This is a genomic window from Bacillus sp. CPT56D-587-MTF (genome assembly GCF_058792335.1).
In genome coordinates, this window is record NZ_JBYTEF010000008.1 from 1 (window position 1) to 15,910 (window position 15,910).

Below are 15,910 nucleotides of genomic sequence, written 5' to 3' on the forward strand. Positions count from 1 at the left end.
ACAATGTCATACGACAATATGATTATTCTAAATAGCTTTATAAAAAAACAAATGACGGAAGAACTAGGATATAAAACGGTACAAGTTCTTAATAACAATATAAATAAACTTGTAAACGCTGAAATTCTCTTTAGAAAAGGTACTGGTACATATCAAGTAAACGCCCATTATTTCGGACGTGGTCATTGGCATGATATACAAGAGATTCGATTAGAACAAATTTATTCAAGTAAAGGAAGAGATTTTAAAACAGAAATAACATATAAAAACGAGGGAGTACCCCAGAATTAAATTAAAATAAAAAGATACTCCCTCTGACCAGGGAGCACCTACATCTTTGCATCTGCACACACGACGTATGCCTTTTTATTTTCCTATACATTTTTCTTAAAAACAAAGAGGATAAAGAGTATGACTACAAATCAAATGTTAGAAATGATCGTGGAACAAAGTGTAGAAGAATTAGACAGACACGAAAAATTTCAAGAATTATATCCTCATCAAAACAAGTTCACACTGGAAGAGTTTAACCAATTTGAGCTTGCTATTTATCTCAAAATGTCAAATATAAAAAAATAACAGGCTTTAGCCTGAACATATAACTTTCAGCCATAATCAGCACTTACCAACTAAAATCGGTAGTAATTCAGTTTTTCTCACTGAATTTTTCTAAACCATGAGTATTAATCAATAATGCTATTACTTGTGACTTCGTTAAACCAGTTTTCTTACAAATCTCATCTAAATTCCCCAACGTTTCATCAGTTAATGTAATACCAACTTTTTTTCTAACCATTTTAGTACCTCCTAAACTTAAAAATCTATAAAAAAAACAGATTCAAAACCTAAAACCATTGCAAGAATATACAAAATAAATCTAATTTATTTTGTATATGTTGTTTTAATTGTTCATTTTTTATTTAGCAACATATATTATTAACACATATAAATCCGAAATTCCTTATATTAAAATTAAAAACAACCTCTTGTATTAAAATTATATGTATTTACAATATATTCTTTATATAAAAAGTGTAAATCATGTGAATTTCTAAAAATAAATGTATCGTACACGATAGATTTAACCGTACAATTTTTCTTTTTTTAGGTATGTGACTTTTATTATCTTGTACCAATCTTATTGATACATCATAGTATGTAGAGAAATTCTATATTTTTACAGAAAGGATTGAGGAGATGGATCAAAATCAATCTAATATGCATTCAAATGAATATATTAATTCTATCATTTCTCCTATGATTGTACCTACCGTTCCTATTACCCCAGCACAACAAACACAACTTTTCACTTTAATCCAACAATTACAAATTGCCATTAATACCTACTTTAACAATCCCAATTTAGTAAATCGTACAGCTTTACAAACTAGTTTAATGAATTTATATAACTTTTTACGCAATGAGTTCCCTACTATAACGGAGAGAGATGCGACGCGAAATAGTTTATTTCTTCTCTTAGCTATTAATAATCGTTTAGCCTCAGCTACTTCGGCAGATGTCGGTCAAATTGCTACCATGTTACAATCTTTGTATATCGATTTATCGATTTTAATGGGAGAATTTATGATGGACGTTGCCTTACGTAATCAAATTCTCGATATTTTAGCTCTTTTAGTGAGAAGAACAGCCGCTGTTCCTAGTAGTGGTGCTGGAACAACTGGACCGACCGGGCCAGCAGGGCCGCAAGGACCGACTGGGGCCACCGGACCAAGCACAGGGGTAACAGGACCAACGGGACCGCCAGGCTCTCAAGGACCAGCAGGACCGCAAGGACCTCAGGGTATTCAAGGTGTACAAGGACCAGAAGGACCAGAAGGCGATCAAGGACCGCAAGGGATTCAAGGATTACAAGGACCGCAAGGACCTCAAGGGGTTCAAGGTGTAGAAGGTGACAATGGTCCAACTGGGGCTACAGGACCGGCAGGGCCTACTGGGGCTACTGGACCAGCTGGTACTGGTGGTCTCACTAGTTATGCCAATTTTTATCGTGCTGACTCTGTTGTAGTTCTAGAAAACGTGCCAATTCCATTTGATAGTACCGTATTTACTACAGGAAACATTCAATTAGGAGCTAATGGAGAAATAACTCTACCTGGGGGCCATACTTATTATGTTAGTTGGCAACTTGCAGGTACTCCAGCGATTGGTGGATTAGCAGCTGGGGTATATTTAAATGGAATTTTAATCCCAGGAAGTAGTCTAAATAATACTATAGTGGGTGGACCAGGAAATATTTCTTCAAGTGTATTGGTAATAACAATGGCAGATTCTATACTAACTTTAAGACCTTTTGCAAGTTCAACATCGCTTTTTGGCGGAAATCAGACAACAACTCCTTCATCTATAGTAATTATGGAAATTTCTTAATAAAATAAAAATTTAAAAATTCTGGCGCAAAAAATACAATACGTGGGGATTTCGGTAGAACCCCACATTAAAATATACAAAAGACATCGTATAAACGATGTCTTTTGTATATTTTATCAGAATTTCTTAAATATTTTATAAAAAAAATAAGAAATTTCCCCCTTGTTTTTGGGATAGAGGCTGGCTGGGGGTTTTGGGGGCTAGCCCCCAAGAACTTGACGTAACAAAATAAAGAATAAGTACATTACATAGAACGATAGAATCGGCGGTTCGGCAGGTACAATTGCAAATCCAAGTCGAACAATTAGAACCTCGTTTTCGGTCTGTTCGGCTTGGCGAAAGACAATTCCCTGCCGAAAAAAATTTTGCAAGGATGTAGCGAAGCGAAAAAGGTGGAGATTTTTGAGTGATTTTTACTCAAAAATACTACCTATTCCTTGCGGAATTTTTAGCCCTTATTATAAAAGACACAAAGAGCATATAAAAAAACCTTATATATTAAGGTTTTTTTATATAAATAGTTACCAAATATGGTATTGTTCTTACCATATTTGGTATGTATAATAGATACCAATATAGAATTCAACAATATTTATTAACTCCAACAAAACAGAAAAAAGTTTATAAGGGGGACTGGGTTATGATGTTCCAAGAAGGATTAACGCATGTTGCCAAGCTTAATTTAAAAGGTGAAACATTACGTGTCTATATGATTTTATTAGCAAAATTAGATTATGAAAATTGGTTAAGGATTAGACAAAAAGATATAGCTAAAGAATTAAATATGAACCCCCCACATGTCTCAAGAGCAATTAAAGAACTATTTGAACATGGCATTTTAGTAAAAGGTCCAAAAGTAGGTGCTTCTAATACATATCGTTTAGACCCTTCATTTGCTTTTAGAGGACGAGATAAAAATTTAGAACAAGTCAGAAAAGAAGTAAAACACCTTAAAATAATAAAATAGGGGTTAATAACCCCTATTTTACATTTCGTGTTCAAACCCCCTATCCCGTTCTTTTTTCGGTTCTAATGCTTGTACAGATTGTTGTATCCCTTCACTCAATCCAATTTCCTTATCCACTTTTTCCGCTAGATCCTCACTTCCCATTTTCCGAAGCCAATAACTTGTATAATTTGCAATGGCATCTACCAATCGATTTCCACGTTCATTTAGCGATTGTTCATATTCCTTCTTGCTATATTTCATCATGCCAACTGCTTTTGCCACATTTACAAAACTCATTTTTAATCCCTCGTACAGTTCATTCACTTTGTTCAACGTTCGTTTCAAACGACTATTCTCTACGGTTAATCGATTGACTTGTTCTTGTAAACTTTGTTTTTCTTCCCACCATGTTTGACCATTCTCAATGGCTGCTTCTTTCCCAATCAATTTTCGTTCTCTTTGGTTTACTTCTAATTCTTTATAACTAATATCCAATTCTTTTTGATTGATGAACTCTTCCCTTTCGTTTAAACGTACCTCTCGGGACTCTAGTGAGTTTTTAGATTCACTTATACCCCTTAACCCTTCTTTGATGCTAGAAATGCCCCTAAGGCGTTTTGAGAGCTTTTGAGCATCTTCTTTTGTTAGAATATAGTTCCCTGTTTTCACTTCTTTGTTTTTGAACAAACCAACTTTTTCCGTTTCTGCTTGTAACCTTCTCATATCAAACAAAGGAAATCCTTGTATATCCTTTTCTAGCCGTTCCTTTTTTTCTTCTAGTTTCGTAATCTCTTCTTTCGTATCTCCTACTTGTTTTTGTAAGCCTTTCCGTTCTTGTTGTTGTTTTCTCACAATCTGTTTTAACTGTCCTTGTACGGTGTGTAATTCTTCTACTTTCCCCTCTGACTGTTTCACTTCTTTGTCTACTCGTTGTAAATAGGTTTCTTTTGCCTGTACCTGCTTTTCTACAACTGACTTTGCTTCCGCATATTCTTTATATTGTTTTACTTTCATGTACTTATGAGACCCTACATTCGCTCGTTCAAAATCAGGAATATGTTCTTTCGCCAATGTTTCGATATATGCGGTTTCTAACGCTCTCCAATTCGCAATCAATTCCATCCCTTTTCCTTCCACACCTTGTTGTTGCAAGGCTCTATCCATTCCGACACGCTTCGTTAATCCCCGACTACTTGAAAAATGTGGCACATAGTTGATATGAAGATGCGGATTGGCTTCATCATCATGTAACACCATGTTATAGACTGCTAGGTTTGGATTCCGTTCTTGAAACACTTCTGCATACCCTCGTAGCGCTTCTTTTTTTTCTTCCCTACACATTGGGTCCTCTTTCCCTTCCCCAATCGCTACAACCAGTTCTCGTTGTTCATGTACCTTTTCACTTTTCTTGATTTTTCCGTAGTAATCTTGAATTTTGCGGTCATTCCGTTTTTGTTTCTCGTTATATGTATCTACTGCTTCCTGAAACACTTCTTTGTATACACTTCGAATGTCCTTTTGAACAAAATATATATTCTCTTCTAACCTGGATGGATCAATACCAGAATTTCCATGCGTATTTTCTCGATTGTTATGACTAATGGAACTCTTATAAGATTGATTAAATGAGATAGAACGCAACACAACATACACCCACTTTCCTAGAATGATTGATACCACGAGTCTAGCAAAGCGACGAAACGAAGTCAATCAAAGTAAGCCTATACATATTTTGACGCTACGCATCAAAAATATATAGGGCTCTGCGAGGCCCTCTTCGGCATTGCCGAGTCACTACGTGACAAAAAACAACCTTGGGCGTTGCCCAAACCCACTGGGGAACCCTTCCCCAGACCCCCTTTATCGAACTCCCCAACCCCTCAATCCTTGAGGGGCTTCCTCGCCGGTTGGCGTCCCCAAAACGTATCGTTTTGAGAAACTACCAAGAGGATGATACATCAGCTGCACGAGTCCATTCCTTAATGCTCCTTTCATGGATCAGCACAAACCGCTGCACCATTCCAGTCCGCTTACCATGGACTCTTATCCTTTATCTTTCTTCTCCTAATAGTTGTTTTGCAAGTTGTTCTAAGCGTTCATTAAATCCTCAATTGTACGTAATATAACCATTCCTTTCTAAGATTTCCTTTAATATTATTTTATCTTTTTCCCATTCTGCTATTTTTATACTAAAACCTGATACATAATATCAATAATTTTCATATATTAATATTGTAAAGAAATTATTACTAGTATTAACTAAAAGAGGTGTTTTATACTTGGCAACTTTAACTGATTTATATCCAAGTTATTATAATGTGTTAGCAAATCCAACTGTAATCCCTTCGAATGCTAGTTCGTTTGGAGATTACAAAGGAGCGATAACATCGATTTGGGAGGATTTTTCTAAAACGGGTCTTAAAGAGCCCATGGTAACAAATTTAAAAAGTATCTTTGAGACTTTTCAGACAGATTCTATTAATTATCAAGCGATAGCACAATCAACGATTGGACTGATCCTAAGTGCTACTCCATTGGCTCCTGTCGCGCCTTTTGTCAATATGTTCATTGGGTTTATATGGCCGTTCTTATTTGGTGCAAAGGATGCCCCTTCTTTATTCGATCAGATTCTGGCAGCCGTAAGATTAGAAATGCAACAAGCATTTCAACAATTTACCTTAAATAATTTAACTGAGACAATAAATGGTATGCAAACAGCTTTAAGTAATTTTAATGAACAAACTTTAGTTGCCATTGGTCAAGGATCTCGACCTGGCTTATTAATTGTTGATGCGAATTGTGAACCTTGTCAATCTGGTGAAAATCCTCCGTGTATCCCATGTCCAAGTGATTTAGATCGTGTTCGTACTCTTTTTGAAACCGCGCGAGCACAAATTGAAGGCGGTTTACCTCATTTTAGGGATCCTTTGGCAAATGTTATAAGTAATCCAACACCTGACTGGAATCAAAATTATATAACAATGTGTTTACCACTATATACAATAGTAGCTACAATGAATTTACTGTTATATCAAGGATATATTCAATTTGCAGAGACTTGGAAATTTGCAGCTGATGGTAGCATATCTTCGGGATATTCTCAAGCAAATATAGACAGTTTAAAAGCGACGTTACGTAAACGCATCGTATCTTATACAAATGATCTCTATAGTACTTTCAATAAGTACCTACCTATTCAAGATACAGATTCAATCCCTTATACGAAAGGAAAGTTAAATGATTATATTCGATATATGCGTGTAATGACTACACAATGTTTTGACATTGCTTCCTTATGGCCTATGATGGATCCACATGATTACCCAATATCAACAACAAGAACTTTGACTCGATTAATGTTTAATGATGTGATAGGACCTGTAGAGGGTACGCATCAGGATGCAAATACAAAATATTCAGACAGAGATGACACTAAACTAACGCTCAGCATGAAAACGCTTGATGGTTCTTCTATTAATCTGGGCATCAAATCGCTTGTGTATACACCATTTCGATTAAAATCGTTACAATTTCAAACATATAAAAAAGATTGGCATTGTTATGTAAATGGTTATAAATCTGTATATACAGGATTAAATGGAGATGTTTCATTTAAAACAGCTAATGGTGGGGTAAATACAAGTATAGGAAAAGATTTTTTTACAGATTTTCCACTTTTAAATCGATTAAATATGGGATCATACGCTGTAGGAAAAAATAGCCATGATGATACAGCTATTTTCATGGATGTTAGTGGTGGCGGTGGCTTTCCGAGTGAGACTCCAAATGAGTATGGTGGATGCCCTTCCGGTGGCTGTTGTATAGATACTGATCCTAGAAGAGATAGATCCCATAATGATATAAATTATGATGATCATCACATACAATCCATTTATGAAGTAACTGCCACTAATTCAAATATTTATAGCTATTATTATAATACAGATAAAACAGGATATATTCCAACCCTACTACCTGTAGATACTCCTATGTATCCTAGCATAGGAACAGGTGATAATCCTAAAAATACAATATATACAATACCAGGCGAATTATTTACAAATGGAAATGGTATTAATTCATTGCCAGAATTTATAAACGGAACATCAGGTTCACTTGTAATTAGACCAGGAGCAATAGTTGACTATCATTTTCTGAATCAAACAGCAAATAAATATCAAATCCGAGTTCGTGTCGCAACAAATCAAGATAGTGGATCTCTACAAATAACCATTGGGGACACAACTAAAACGATAAATATTCCGAATACTACAACAGCTGCGACAGATCAAAAAGGACTAAAAGGAAAAAATGGAACTTACATGGTATTTCCAGAAATAATTTCATCATCGTCAGATGTTTCTTTTGATATTAATCAAGGAAATCAAATAATGACAGTTAAAAATAACTCCAATGTACCTATTATTCTTGTCGATCGATTTGAATTTATACCACCTTCTTTAGTATTTAGTAAAATAATAGACACAATACCTGTAAGTATGCTTAAAACTGGAGATGATAATCATATATGGAAGACACCAAGTAACGCATTCGGTATGCAAGTAAAATTAAATATAGTTGTTAAAGATAGTACAGGGACAGATATAACAGAAGGAAATTTTCAAATTAACTATTTTAATGATCCTAATGAAGATTTGTACTCTGTAGACTTTCATTCATGTCGATCTGGAGAATATTTGTATCGACCAACAAAAGACACATTTAAGTATATTAGGTTAACTCAAGTAGGTGTGAGAGAAGACGTTCTTCCATCATGGGATGGTAAAGATCTTCAGGTAACCTTTTCAGGCGAAATCTATGGTATTGCTTAAAAAAAGGAGGTATAAAAATGAATATATTCAATCTATCTTCGTCTATTTTTACAAGTATAGAAGACTTAGCTAAAATCACAACACTTGTGCATAGTTTATTTACATCAACTGATCATACAGAACTCGCACAAGGAACCACAGATTATTGGATTGATCAAGTAATGTTAAAAGTGAATGCTTTATCAGATACTACATTTTCAACAGAAAAAATCATGTTACAAAAAATTATGATGCGGGCAAAACAATACAGTAAATCTCGAAATGTGTTACAGGCAGGAAATTTTGAAAATAGTGAAGCTTGGTTATTGGGGCATAATGCGATGATAAAATCTGATAATCCGTTATTTAAAGGTAACTATTTACTATTACCACCACCAACTTCCTTACGTCCATCCTATGCCTATCAAAAAGTAGAAGAAGTAAAATTAAAGTCTTATACACGGTATATTATTTCTGGTTTTGTGGCACAATGCGCTCATTTAGAAATAGTAGCTTCTCGCTATGACAAGGAAGTGAATCAGATTCTAAATATACCGTATGAAGAAGCATTTCCGATTACTTCTGATAATCAACCGAATTGTTGTAAACCAGGTTCAAGTTCCTGTTCTAGTACAGATTCACATCTTTTTAACTATACTATTGATGTAGGTCCGTTATATTCTGAAGATAGGGGAATCGAATTTGGTCTTCGAATTATGAAGCCAAATGGATTTGCAATCGTCAGTAACCTGGAAATTAGAGAAGAACGTCCATTAACCACTCAAGAAAGAAAATGTCTACAACGCCAAGAACAAGAATGGAAGAAAAAAGAAGAGAAGCAATATGCAGAAATAGCGAAAATTTTGCAGCCAATTATTACTAAACTAAATACATTCTTTAAAAATGAAAATTGGTACGATACAATTCTTTCTCATGTAACCTATCGGGATCTATGTACAATTGTATTACCAACCTTGTCTAACCAAAAACATTGGTTTATGGAAGATAGGGAAAACTCATATTATAGTGCACTAAAACAAGTGAAGCAAGCCATAGAACATGTTTTTACACATTTAGAAGAACAAAACTTAATTCATAATGGTAGCTTTGTAAAAGGGTTAGAAAATTGGGTTGTAGTAGGGGATCCTAAAATTATTTTGGAAAAAGGATGTGCCATGTTCCACTTAAATTCATGGGAGGACAGTATATCTCAAGTTATTGATATCATTAATTTTGACAAAGATAAAGAATATGTACTTCGTGTAGTAGGAAAGGGATCTGGCATTATTTTACTTCAAAATAATGGTTTAGTAGAAACAATATCAATTAAAGCCACTGACTTTGTTACCAATATCAAGTCTTTCTATTTAGATGATAAAACAGTTAGAGTAGAACTTCAATCAACAGATGGTGAATTTTTTGTACACAGTATTGAACTGATTGAGAGTGAAAACAATGCTACATGTTAACCTAAAATTTGATTTTTATAAATTATGAAGCAGTTATAAAAAAGTGACGGACTGTTTAACTTGATAATCAAAAGTGAAAAAAAGAGTGATGACAGTGCCTTTTATATGTCATCACTCTTTTTTAACATATAAAATTAGGAAAGTAGGAAACAAAATGAATAAAAAATCAAAACTGATTCATCCCCAATATATAAAAAATGTCTCTTCGGATTCCTCTCAAGTAAAGATAACACAATCTAACGCTGTTTTTACTTCTTTAACTCAGCAAGGGTATACAAAAAAGAGAAACTGCGGCTGTGGAGAAAAATAACTATTTAATGTTAAAAAATAGAAGAGAGGACTGAATAAGGGATACAGCTGCATACCTATCAACTTAAAACTTTCTAGGAACACAAATCATAATATAAGGGTTGACAACCCATGTTCTAGGACTTACAGTTCTTCCGTTTTCAACAATTTATCCAGCACCTTCAGGATTAAGAAAAATCTCTTTTTTTTCATCTATAGTAATTATTGAAATTTCTTGATAAAATAGAAATTTGAAAATTTTGGTGCAAAAAATACGTAGGGATTTGGGTAGAACCTCACATTAAAATATACAAAAGACATCGTATAAACGATGTCTTTTGTATATTTTATCAGAATTTCTTAAATATTTTATAAGCAAAATAAGAAATTATCTCCTTGTTTTTGGGTGTGAGTGCTGGCTGGGGGTTTGGGGGCTAGCCCCCAAGAACTTGACGTAACAAAATAAAGAATAAGTACATTACATAGAACGATAGAATCGGCGGTTCGGCAGGTACAATTGCAAATCCAAGTCGAACAATTAGAACCTCGTTTTCGGTCTGTTCGGCTTGGCGAAAGTAAATCACCTGCCGAATTTCATTATGCAAGGGTGAAAGAGTGGAGATTTTTTGAGTGGGTTTCTCAAAAAATACTACTCGCCCCTTGCATAATGAAAAGCCTTTTAACGAAAAAAATAAAAATATAATTAAGGCGCTATTTAGCGCCTTAATTATATAGAAAAGAGTAATTAGTAGTTTAAAAGTAGAATGGGGCTTGATATATAGCCATGTAAGCGCTTACTTTTTGTTGTACTTTTTTACAACTTTTGTTGTACTTTTTTACAACTTTTGTTGTACTTTTTTTACAACATTTGTTATACTTCGTTTAAAATTAAGTTAGAGAGGATAGATAAAATGCCAAAACAAAAAACTGAAAATGATGTAATTTATAACGGTAAAAGAAGGCTACAAGATTTAGATACAGGTGAAATATTTGAAGTTGATGATATTGTAAAAAAAACACCAAGAAATGGATTTATGATTACGTATTTAACTGCAATCGTTCAATTGATAGATAGTTTAGGTAATAAAAAAATGCAAGTAGTAAAATACATACTAGAAAATATGGATAAATCTACAAACACATTAATTATCACTACAAGAGAATTATCAGAAAAAAGCCAAGTCTCAATCAAAACTGTTGTAGAAACATTAAAAACATTAGAACAAGCTCAAATTATTACGAGAAGGACTGGAGCGATTATGATACATCCAAGTCTAATCCATCGTGGTAAAGACACTAAAGAAAAATACTTACTTGCTAGATTCCAAGACTTTAATAATGCAAAAGCTCCCATCCATGACATTGAATAATCGCCTTAGGGGTAGAACCAGCATCTTCGAGTGGAATGTAAATTTTATAATATTCTAAAAATAAAAGGAGTTATTTCATTTTTAGTCCAAATATCTAAATGATTTAATCGTCCAGAGCAACAACCTAATTTTAGGTATTGGCATACCCTACCCTCTTGAAAAGATGCATGAACAAAAAGTGACACTGAACTATTATTCTGTGTCACTTTCTAACTTCAATCATAAAAAAATGATCCTAATTTAATGTATTAACAGCTTAAAAAAATGACATAGAACTCAGAAACTTGGATTTTAAGCCAAAAAAACATGAAAACATCTGTAAATTATCAGAAAATTAAAAAATTACCGATTCACTCGAAGATGCTGGTTCTACCCCCCTTAGAATGGATTTAAAGGCAGTTTCTACTATTACATTTCCCTGTCATATCCTCTATTCCGTTCTTTTTTTGGTTCTAATGCCTTTACAGATTGTTACAGTCCTTCACTCAATCCAATTTCTTTATCCACTTTTTCCGCTAAATCCTCACTTCCCATTTTCCAAAGCCAATAACTTGTATAATTTGCAATCCCATCTACCAATCGATTCCCTCGTTCATTTAACGGTTGTTCATAGTCTTTCTTGCTATATTTCATCATGCTAACTGCTTTCGCTACATTCACAAAACTTATTTTTAATCCTTCGAACATTTCATTCACTTTGTTCAATGTTCGTTTCAACCGACTATTCTCTACAGTTGTTATGATGTACAATCTTTCACTCTTTTTCTTATCAGTGCATATTATATAAAAACCATAATACACATCATTATTTATTCATTTCATTTTTGTAACCTTTCAACATAGAAAAAAAAACGTCTAGATTCATTTCTAGACGTTTTTTTTATTTTTTCTCACTGAATTTTTCTAAACCATGAGTATTAATCAATAATGCTATTACTTGTGACTTCGTTAAACCAGTTTTCTTACAAATCTCATCTAAATTCCCCAACGTTTCATCAGTTAATGTAATACCAACTTTTTTTCTAACCATTTTAGTACCTCCTAAACTTAAAAATCTATAAAAAAAACAGATTCAAAACCTAAAACCATTGCAAGAATATACAAAATAAATCTAATTTATTTTGTATATGTTGTTTTAATTGTTCATTTTTTATTTAGCAACATATATTATTAACACATATAAATCCGAAATTCCTTATATTAAAATTATATGTATTTACAATATATTCTTTATATAAAAAGTGTAAATCATGTGAATTTCTAAAAATAAATGTATCGTACACGATAGATTTAACCGTACAATTTTTCTTTTTTTAGGTATGTGACTTTTATTATCTTGTACCAATCTTATTGATACATCATAGTATGTAGAGAAATTCTATATTTTTACAGAAAGGATTGAGGAGATGGATCAAAATCAATCTAATATGCATTCAAATGAATATATTAATTCTATCATTTCTCCTATGATTGTACCTACCGTTCCTATTACCCCAGCACAACAAACACAACTTTTCACTTTAATCCAACAATTACAAATTGCCATTAATACCTACTTTAACAATCCCAATTTAGTAAATCGTACAGCTTTACAAACTAGTTTAATGAATTTATATAACTTTTTACGCAATGAGTTCCCTACTATAACGGAGAGAGATGCGACGCGAAATAGTTTATTTCTTCTCTTAGCTATTAATAATCGTTTAGCCTCAGCTACTTCGGCAGATGTCGGTCAAATTGCTACCATGTTACAATCTTTGTATATCGATTTATCGATTTTAATGGGAGAATTTATGATGGACGTTGCCTTACGTAATCAAATTCTCGATATTTTAGCTCTTTTAGTGAGAAGAACAGCCGCTGTTCCTAGTAGTGGTGCTGGAACAACTGGACCGACCGGGCCAGCAGGGCCGCAAGGACCGACTGGGGCCACCGGACCAAGCACAGGGGTAACAGGACCAACGGGACCGCCAGGCTCTCAAGGACCAGCAGGACCGCAAGGACCTCAGGGTATTCAAGGTGTACAAGGACCAGAAGGACCAGAAGGCGATCAAGGACCGCAAGGGATTCAAGGATTACAAGGACCGCAAGGACCTCAAGGGGTTCAAGGTGTAGAAGGTGACAATGGTCCAACTGGGGCTACAGGACCGGCAGGGCCTACTGGGGCTACTGGACCAGCTGGTACTGGTGGTATTTCTAATACAGCAAATATTTCTTTGTATGGTGATGATCAGTTCATACTTCCAGTTGGAGGTAGTTTGATTTTTCCAGTAGGAACAAATATATCAATTACTGGTACTCAAATTTCACTTAGTACTGGAACCTCAAATATTATTTTACAACCAGGATTATATTCTATTGAATATAATGTTCAAGCTTTTTCCCCAGAGACTTTTACTCCTATTGTAAATTTATTCTTAGGTGAATCATTCATCTTAGGTTCAACATCTAGTGGATCAGGAAGTGCTTTACAAAGAATAACTGGAGGTGTCATTTTTAATGTAACAGTACCTGATTCTATATTAACTGTTCGAAATAGTACTTCAACTAATTTAGGGATAACAGGTTTAGCAACAGGTTTAATTTTTAGTATACGAATTATTAAACTTATATAATTTGAAAATTCTGCTGCAAAACTGAACCACTACCGACTAAAGTCGGTAGGTTCAGCTAGCAGTATTATTCCATTTTCTAATGCACAAGCTGAAGAAATAAAAACACCTGTAAAAAATATTGAACCACAAATTCTATCATCTATTCCACAATCACCATTTAAAGATCCAAACATTTCTACTAATTCTAATGGAACATTATTAATACAAGATAATGGACAAAAAGTAATTATAAATGATGGTGGATTTAACTGGAGATGATTAGGAAGTTATGATGGAGACAATGTAATATGGAATCAATTCGATAAACATATGTCAAGCGCTTTAATGGCTGGATTAGGCGAAAGTATTGCAGGGATAATAGTTAATACTTTTGCAAAAGGTGTGGCTGGTTACATTTCATCTCAACTTATTGCATCTATACATAAAAATGCAAATGAAAACGTTTGGTTTACCGTTCATAAATTTTATGATTATGATGCTGTTAATGTATATGTTAAATATCGTGTTTGGGTGTATTCTGACCCATCTAAATCTAGAAGCAGTATTGTAAAATTCTATGAAGAAATTCATAGAACATAAAAAAAGATTGTTCCATTCGGAACAATCTTTTTTTATGTAAACCAAACATTAGTTATATACACAAATATTATAAAAGCAACAAGTGATAATGCATTATAAAATACAATTTTCTTAGTGGCTCTTTTAAAAATAAAAGGTGCTAAAAATAATAATATTCCCATTGTATAAATCCAAATTATAGAACTATATCCTAAAAATAATATAACAGAAAACAAAATAACTATATTTGTATATTTCTTTTCTGCTTTTTGTATGATTTCCATAAAAAAACATCACTCCAAATTCATAAAATTTTCAGTAGCATATAGCATTATTATAATTAAAAAAACCAACATCAAGGCTTAATGACAGGGTGCTTGCTCTAATCTGCAGAATAGTTCCCATTAAAAGTAAAATAAACTCACAAAATTTGAAGCACATAGTATTTCATCAAAAGTCATTCAATTTACTGTTGTTTATAAACATAAGTTATGAAACCGAGTGACGCCCTAAATTTACTGAATACAAAATTTAAGTTCAAAACTTGTGAGTTATGACTCTTTTTGTCAAAAACAAACATTTATGTTAACAATAAAACTCCCGTTTTTACTATAATTGGAAAATATCTTGCGGATTACAGCAGCTACCCTGTCACTAAGCCATCAAGCTTGAAAAATATATTGCCCCTTTGTTTTTGGGTGAGAGGTGAGGCTGGGGTGAAGCGAAGAGAGGGGCTAGCCCCTTAATATGCATCAAATACATATTGCAAAAAAACAATATTTCGGTTGGAAGAACTAGCGGTTCGGCAGGTATACTTATGAATCCAAGTCGTACAACTTAAATCTTCGTTTTTGGTCTGACAAAGGCAAAAGAGTGGAGATTTTTTGAGTGGGGTTCTTAAAAAATATGACTCGACCCTTGTATTATGGAAAGCCTTATTAGAGATATAGAAAGAAAATAAAATGAATAAATACATCTTTCAAATTTTCATAAGATAATAGAATAGAAGAGAGAGTATAGCTTGAACCCTTGATACGACTGGTTTTTCGAGAAAAAACTATAATTTGTGGGATTATAGTTTATAATTTGTGGGATTATAACTGTAATTTGCGGGATTATAATTTATAATTTGTGGAGTTATAATTTTTTTTTTTTGAAATTATAACTATGAAAAACATAAAAAAATATTGCATTCGAAAAGTATATGATTTATAATTTATTTAAATTATAAATATAGCAGGAGGTGAATTTATTGCAACAGAATAGACCTTTAAAAAAAGTCTCTAAAGTCACAAAAAGTAAAATAATTGATGTGAATACTGGAGAAATTCAAGAAGAAGAAGAGATTATAGACGCGTATGTCGATAAAGAACCAGATTATGTGAAATTATATTTGAAAGATATTATAGCCTTAAATAATCTCCCTAAAGGCTTAGATAAAGTAATTAACGTCCTATTAAAA

The 15,910-nt window shown here is 33.4% G+C and carries 14 protein-coding genes and 3 pseudogenes; 11 read left to right on the plus strand and 6 right to left on the minus strand.

What is annotated here, in order from left to right; all coding sequences use genetic code 11:
* Both AC3WVZ_RS33825 and AC3WVZ_RS33830 read left to right on the plus strand, forming a co-directional pair.
* Nucleotides 1–291, plus strand: a pseudogene (locus AC3WVZ_RS33825) (replication/maintenance protein RepL); the annotation flags it as partial.
* Between the two features lie 120 nt (nucleotides 292–411).
* A complete protein-coding gene (locus tag AC3WVZ_RS33830) occupies nucleotides 412–579 on the plus strand; it encodes a hypothetical protein (protein WP_233937178.1) in 168 nt (55 codons plus the stop codon).
* 67 nt (nucleotides 580–646) lie between these two features.
* On the opposite strand, the gene AC3WVZ_RS33835 is transcribed toward AC3WVZ_RS33830, so the two are convergent.
* Nucleotides 647–796 (minus strand): ribbon-helix-helix domain-containing protein, encoded by a 150-nt coding sequence (locus AC3WVZ_RS33835; RefSeq protein ID WP_233937179.1) that lies wholly within the window; start codon nucleotides 794–796, stop codon nucleotides 647–649.
* Between the two features lie 401 nt (nucleotides 797–1,197).
* Here AC3WVZ_RS33835 and AC3WVZ_RS33840 point away from each other — a divergent pair, with 401 nt between their 5' ends.
* Together AC3WVZ_RS33840 and AC3WVZ_RS33845 are read left to right on the plus strand one after the other, a co-directional pair.
* Nucleotides 1,198–2,388, plus strand: a complete 1,191-nt coding sequence (locus tag AC3WVZ_RS33840) for a collagen-like repeat preface domain-containing protein (protein ID WP_233937181.1) — start codon at nucleotides 1,198–1,200, stop codon at nucleotides 2,386–2,388.
* 640 nt (nucleotides 2,389–3,028) lie between these two features.
* Nucleotides 3,029–3,355, plus strand: a complete 327-nt coding sequence (locus AC3WVZ_RS33845; RefSeq protein ID WP_233937182.1) for a helix-turn-helix domain-containing protein — start codon at nucleotides 3,029–3,031, stop codon at nucleotides 3,353–3,355.
* A gap of 18 nt (nucleotides 3,356–3,373) precedes the next feature.
* Here the strand turns inward: AC3WVZ_RS33845 and AC3WVZ_RS33850 are convergent, their stop codons facing one another.
* Complete coding sequence (locus tag AC3WVZ_RS33850) at nucleotides 3,374–4,981, minus strand: plasmid recombination protein (RefSeq protein ID WP_233937184.1); 1,608 nt, start codon at nucleotides 4,979–4,981, stop codon at nucleotides 3,374–3,376.
* A gap of 635 nt (nucleotides 4,982–5,616) precedes the next feature.
* On the opposite strand from AC3WVZ_RS33850, the gene AC3WVZ_RS33855 reads away from it, so the two are divergent.
* From AC3WVZ_RS33855 to AC3WVZ_RS33865, 3 genes are all read left to right on the plus strand, one after another.
* Nucleotides 5,617–8,169 carry an insecticidal delta-endotoxin domain-containing protein gene (locus AC3WVZ_RS33855; protein ID WP_233937186.1) on the plus strand — a complete coding sequence of 851 codons (2,553 nt, stop codon included), beginning with the start codon at nucleotides 5,617–5,619 and terminating at the stop codon, nucleotides 8,167–8,169.
* A 17-nt stretch (nucleotides 8,170–8,186) separates the two neighbouring features.
* Entirely contained in the window at nucleotides 8,187–9,617 is a 1,431-nt protein-coding gene (locus AC3WVZ_RS33860) for a hypothetical protein (protein WP_233937170.1), read from the plus strand.
* Between the two features lie 154 nt (nucleotides 9,618–9,771).
* Entirely contained in the window at nucleotides 9,772–9,927 is a 156-nt protein-coding gene (locus AC3WVZ_RS33865) for a hypothetical protein (RefSeq protein WP_233937171.1), read from the plus strand.
* A 69-nt stretch (nucleotides 9,928–9,996) separates the two neighbouring features.
* Here AC3WVZ_RS33865 and AC3WVZ_RS33870 read toward each other — a convergent pair.
* Nucleotides 9,997–10,116 (minus strand): annotated as a pseudogene (locus AC3WVZ_RS33870) (Rep protein); the annotation flags it as partial.
* A 700-nt stretch (nucleotides 10,117–10,816) separates the two neighbouring features.
* Between AC3WVZ_RS33870 and AC3WVZ_RS33875 the strand changes: the two are divergent.
* Complete coding sequence (locus tag AC3WVZ_RS33875; RefSeq protein ID WP_233937172.1) at nucleotides 10,817–11,275, plus strand: replication/maintenance protein RepL; 459 nt, start codon at nucleotides 10,817–10,819, stop codon at nucleotides 11,273–11,275.
* A gap of 471 nt (nucleotides 11,276–11,746) precedes the next feature.
* Here AC3WVZ_RS33875 and AC3WVZ_RS33880 read toward each other — a convergent pair whose 3' ends face one another.
* Both AC3WVZ_RS33880 and AC3WVZ_RS33885 read right to left on the minus strand, forming a co-directional pair.
* Nucleotides 11,747–11,992, minus strand: coding sequence for a hypothetical protein (locus AC3WVZ_RS33880; RefSeq protein WP_233937173.1), 246 nt, complete (start codon nucleotides 11,990–11,992; stop codon nucleotides 11,747–11,749).
* 163 nt (nucleotides 11,993–12,155) lie between these two features.
* A complete protein-coding gene (locus AC3WVZ_RS33885) occupies nucleotides 12,156–12,305 on the minus strand; it encodes a ribbon-helix-helix domain-containing protein (protein ID WP_233937174.1) in 150 nt (49 codons plus the stop codon).
* 376 nt (nucleotides 12,306–12,681) lie between these two features.
* Here AC3WVZ_RS33885 and AC3WVZ_RS33890 point away from each other — a divergent pair, with 376 nt between their 5' ends.
* On the plus strand, nucleotides 12,682–13,890 hold the full coding sequence (locus AC3WVZ_RS33890) for a collagen-like repeat preface domain-containing protein (RefSeq protein WP_282082082.1): 1,209 nt from the start codon (nucleotides 12,682–12,684) through the stop codon (nucleotides 13,888–13,890).
* Between the two features lie 309 nt (nucleotides 13,891–14,199).
* Nucleotides 14,200–14,469, plus strand: a complete 270-nt coding sequence (locus AC3WVZ_RS33895; RefSeq protein WP_233937175.1) for a hypothetical protein — start codon at nucleotides 14,200–14,202, stop codon at nucleotides 14,467–14,469.
* A 32-nt stretch (nucleotides 14,470–14,501) separates the two neighbouring features.
* Here the strand turns inward: AC3WVZ_RS33895 and AC3WVZ_RS33900 are convergent, their stop codons facing one another.
* Entirely contained in the window at nucleotides 14,502–14,732 is a 231-nt protein-coding gene (locus tag AC3WVZ_RS33900; protein WP_233937176.1) for a hypothetical protein, read from the minus strand.
* Nucleotides 14,733–15,700: 968 nt separating this feature from the next.
* Between AC3WVZ_RS33900 and AC3WVZ_RS33905 the strand changes: the two are divergent.
* Nucleotides 15,701–15,910: pseudogene (locus tag AC3WVZ_RS33905) on the plus strand (replication/maintenance protein RepL); the annotation flags it as partial.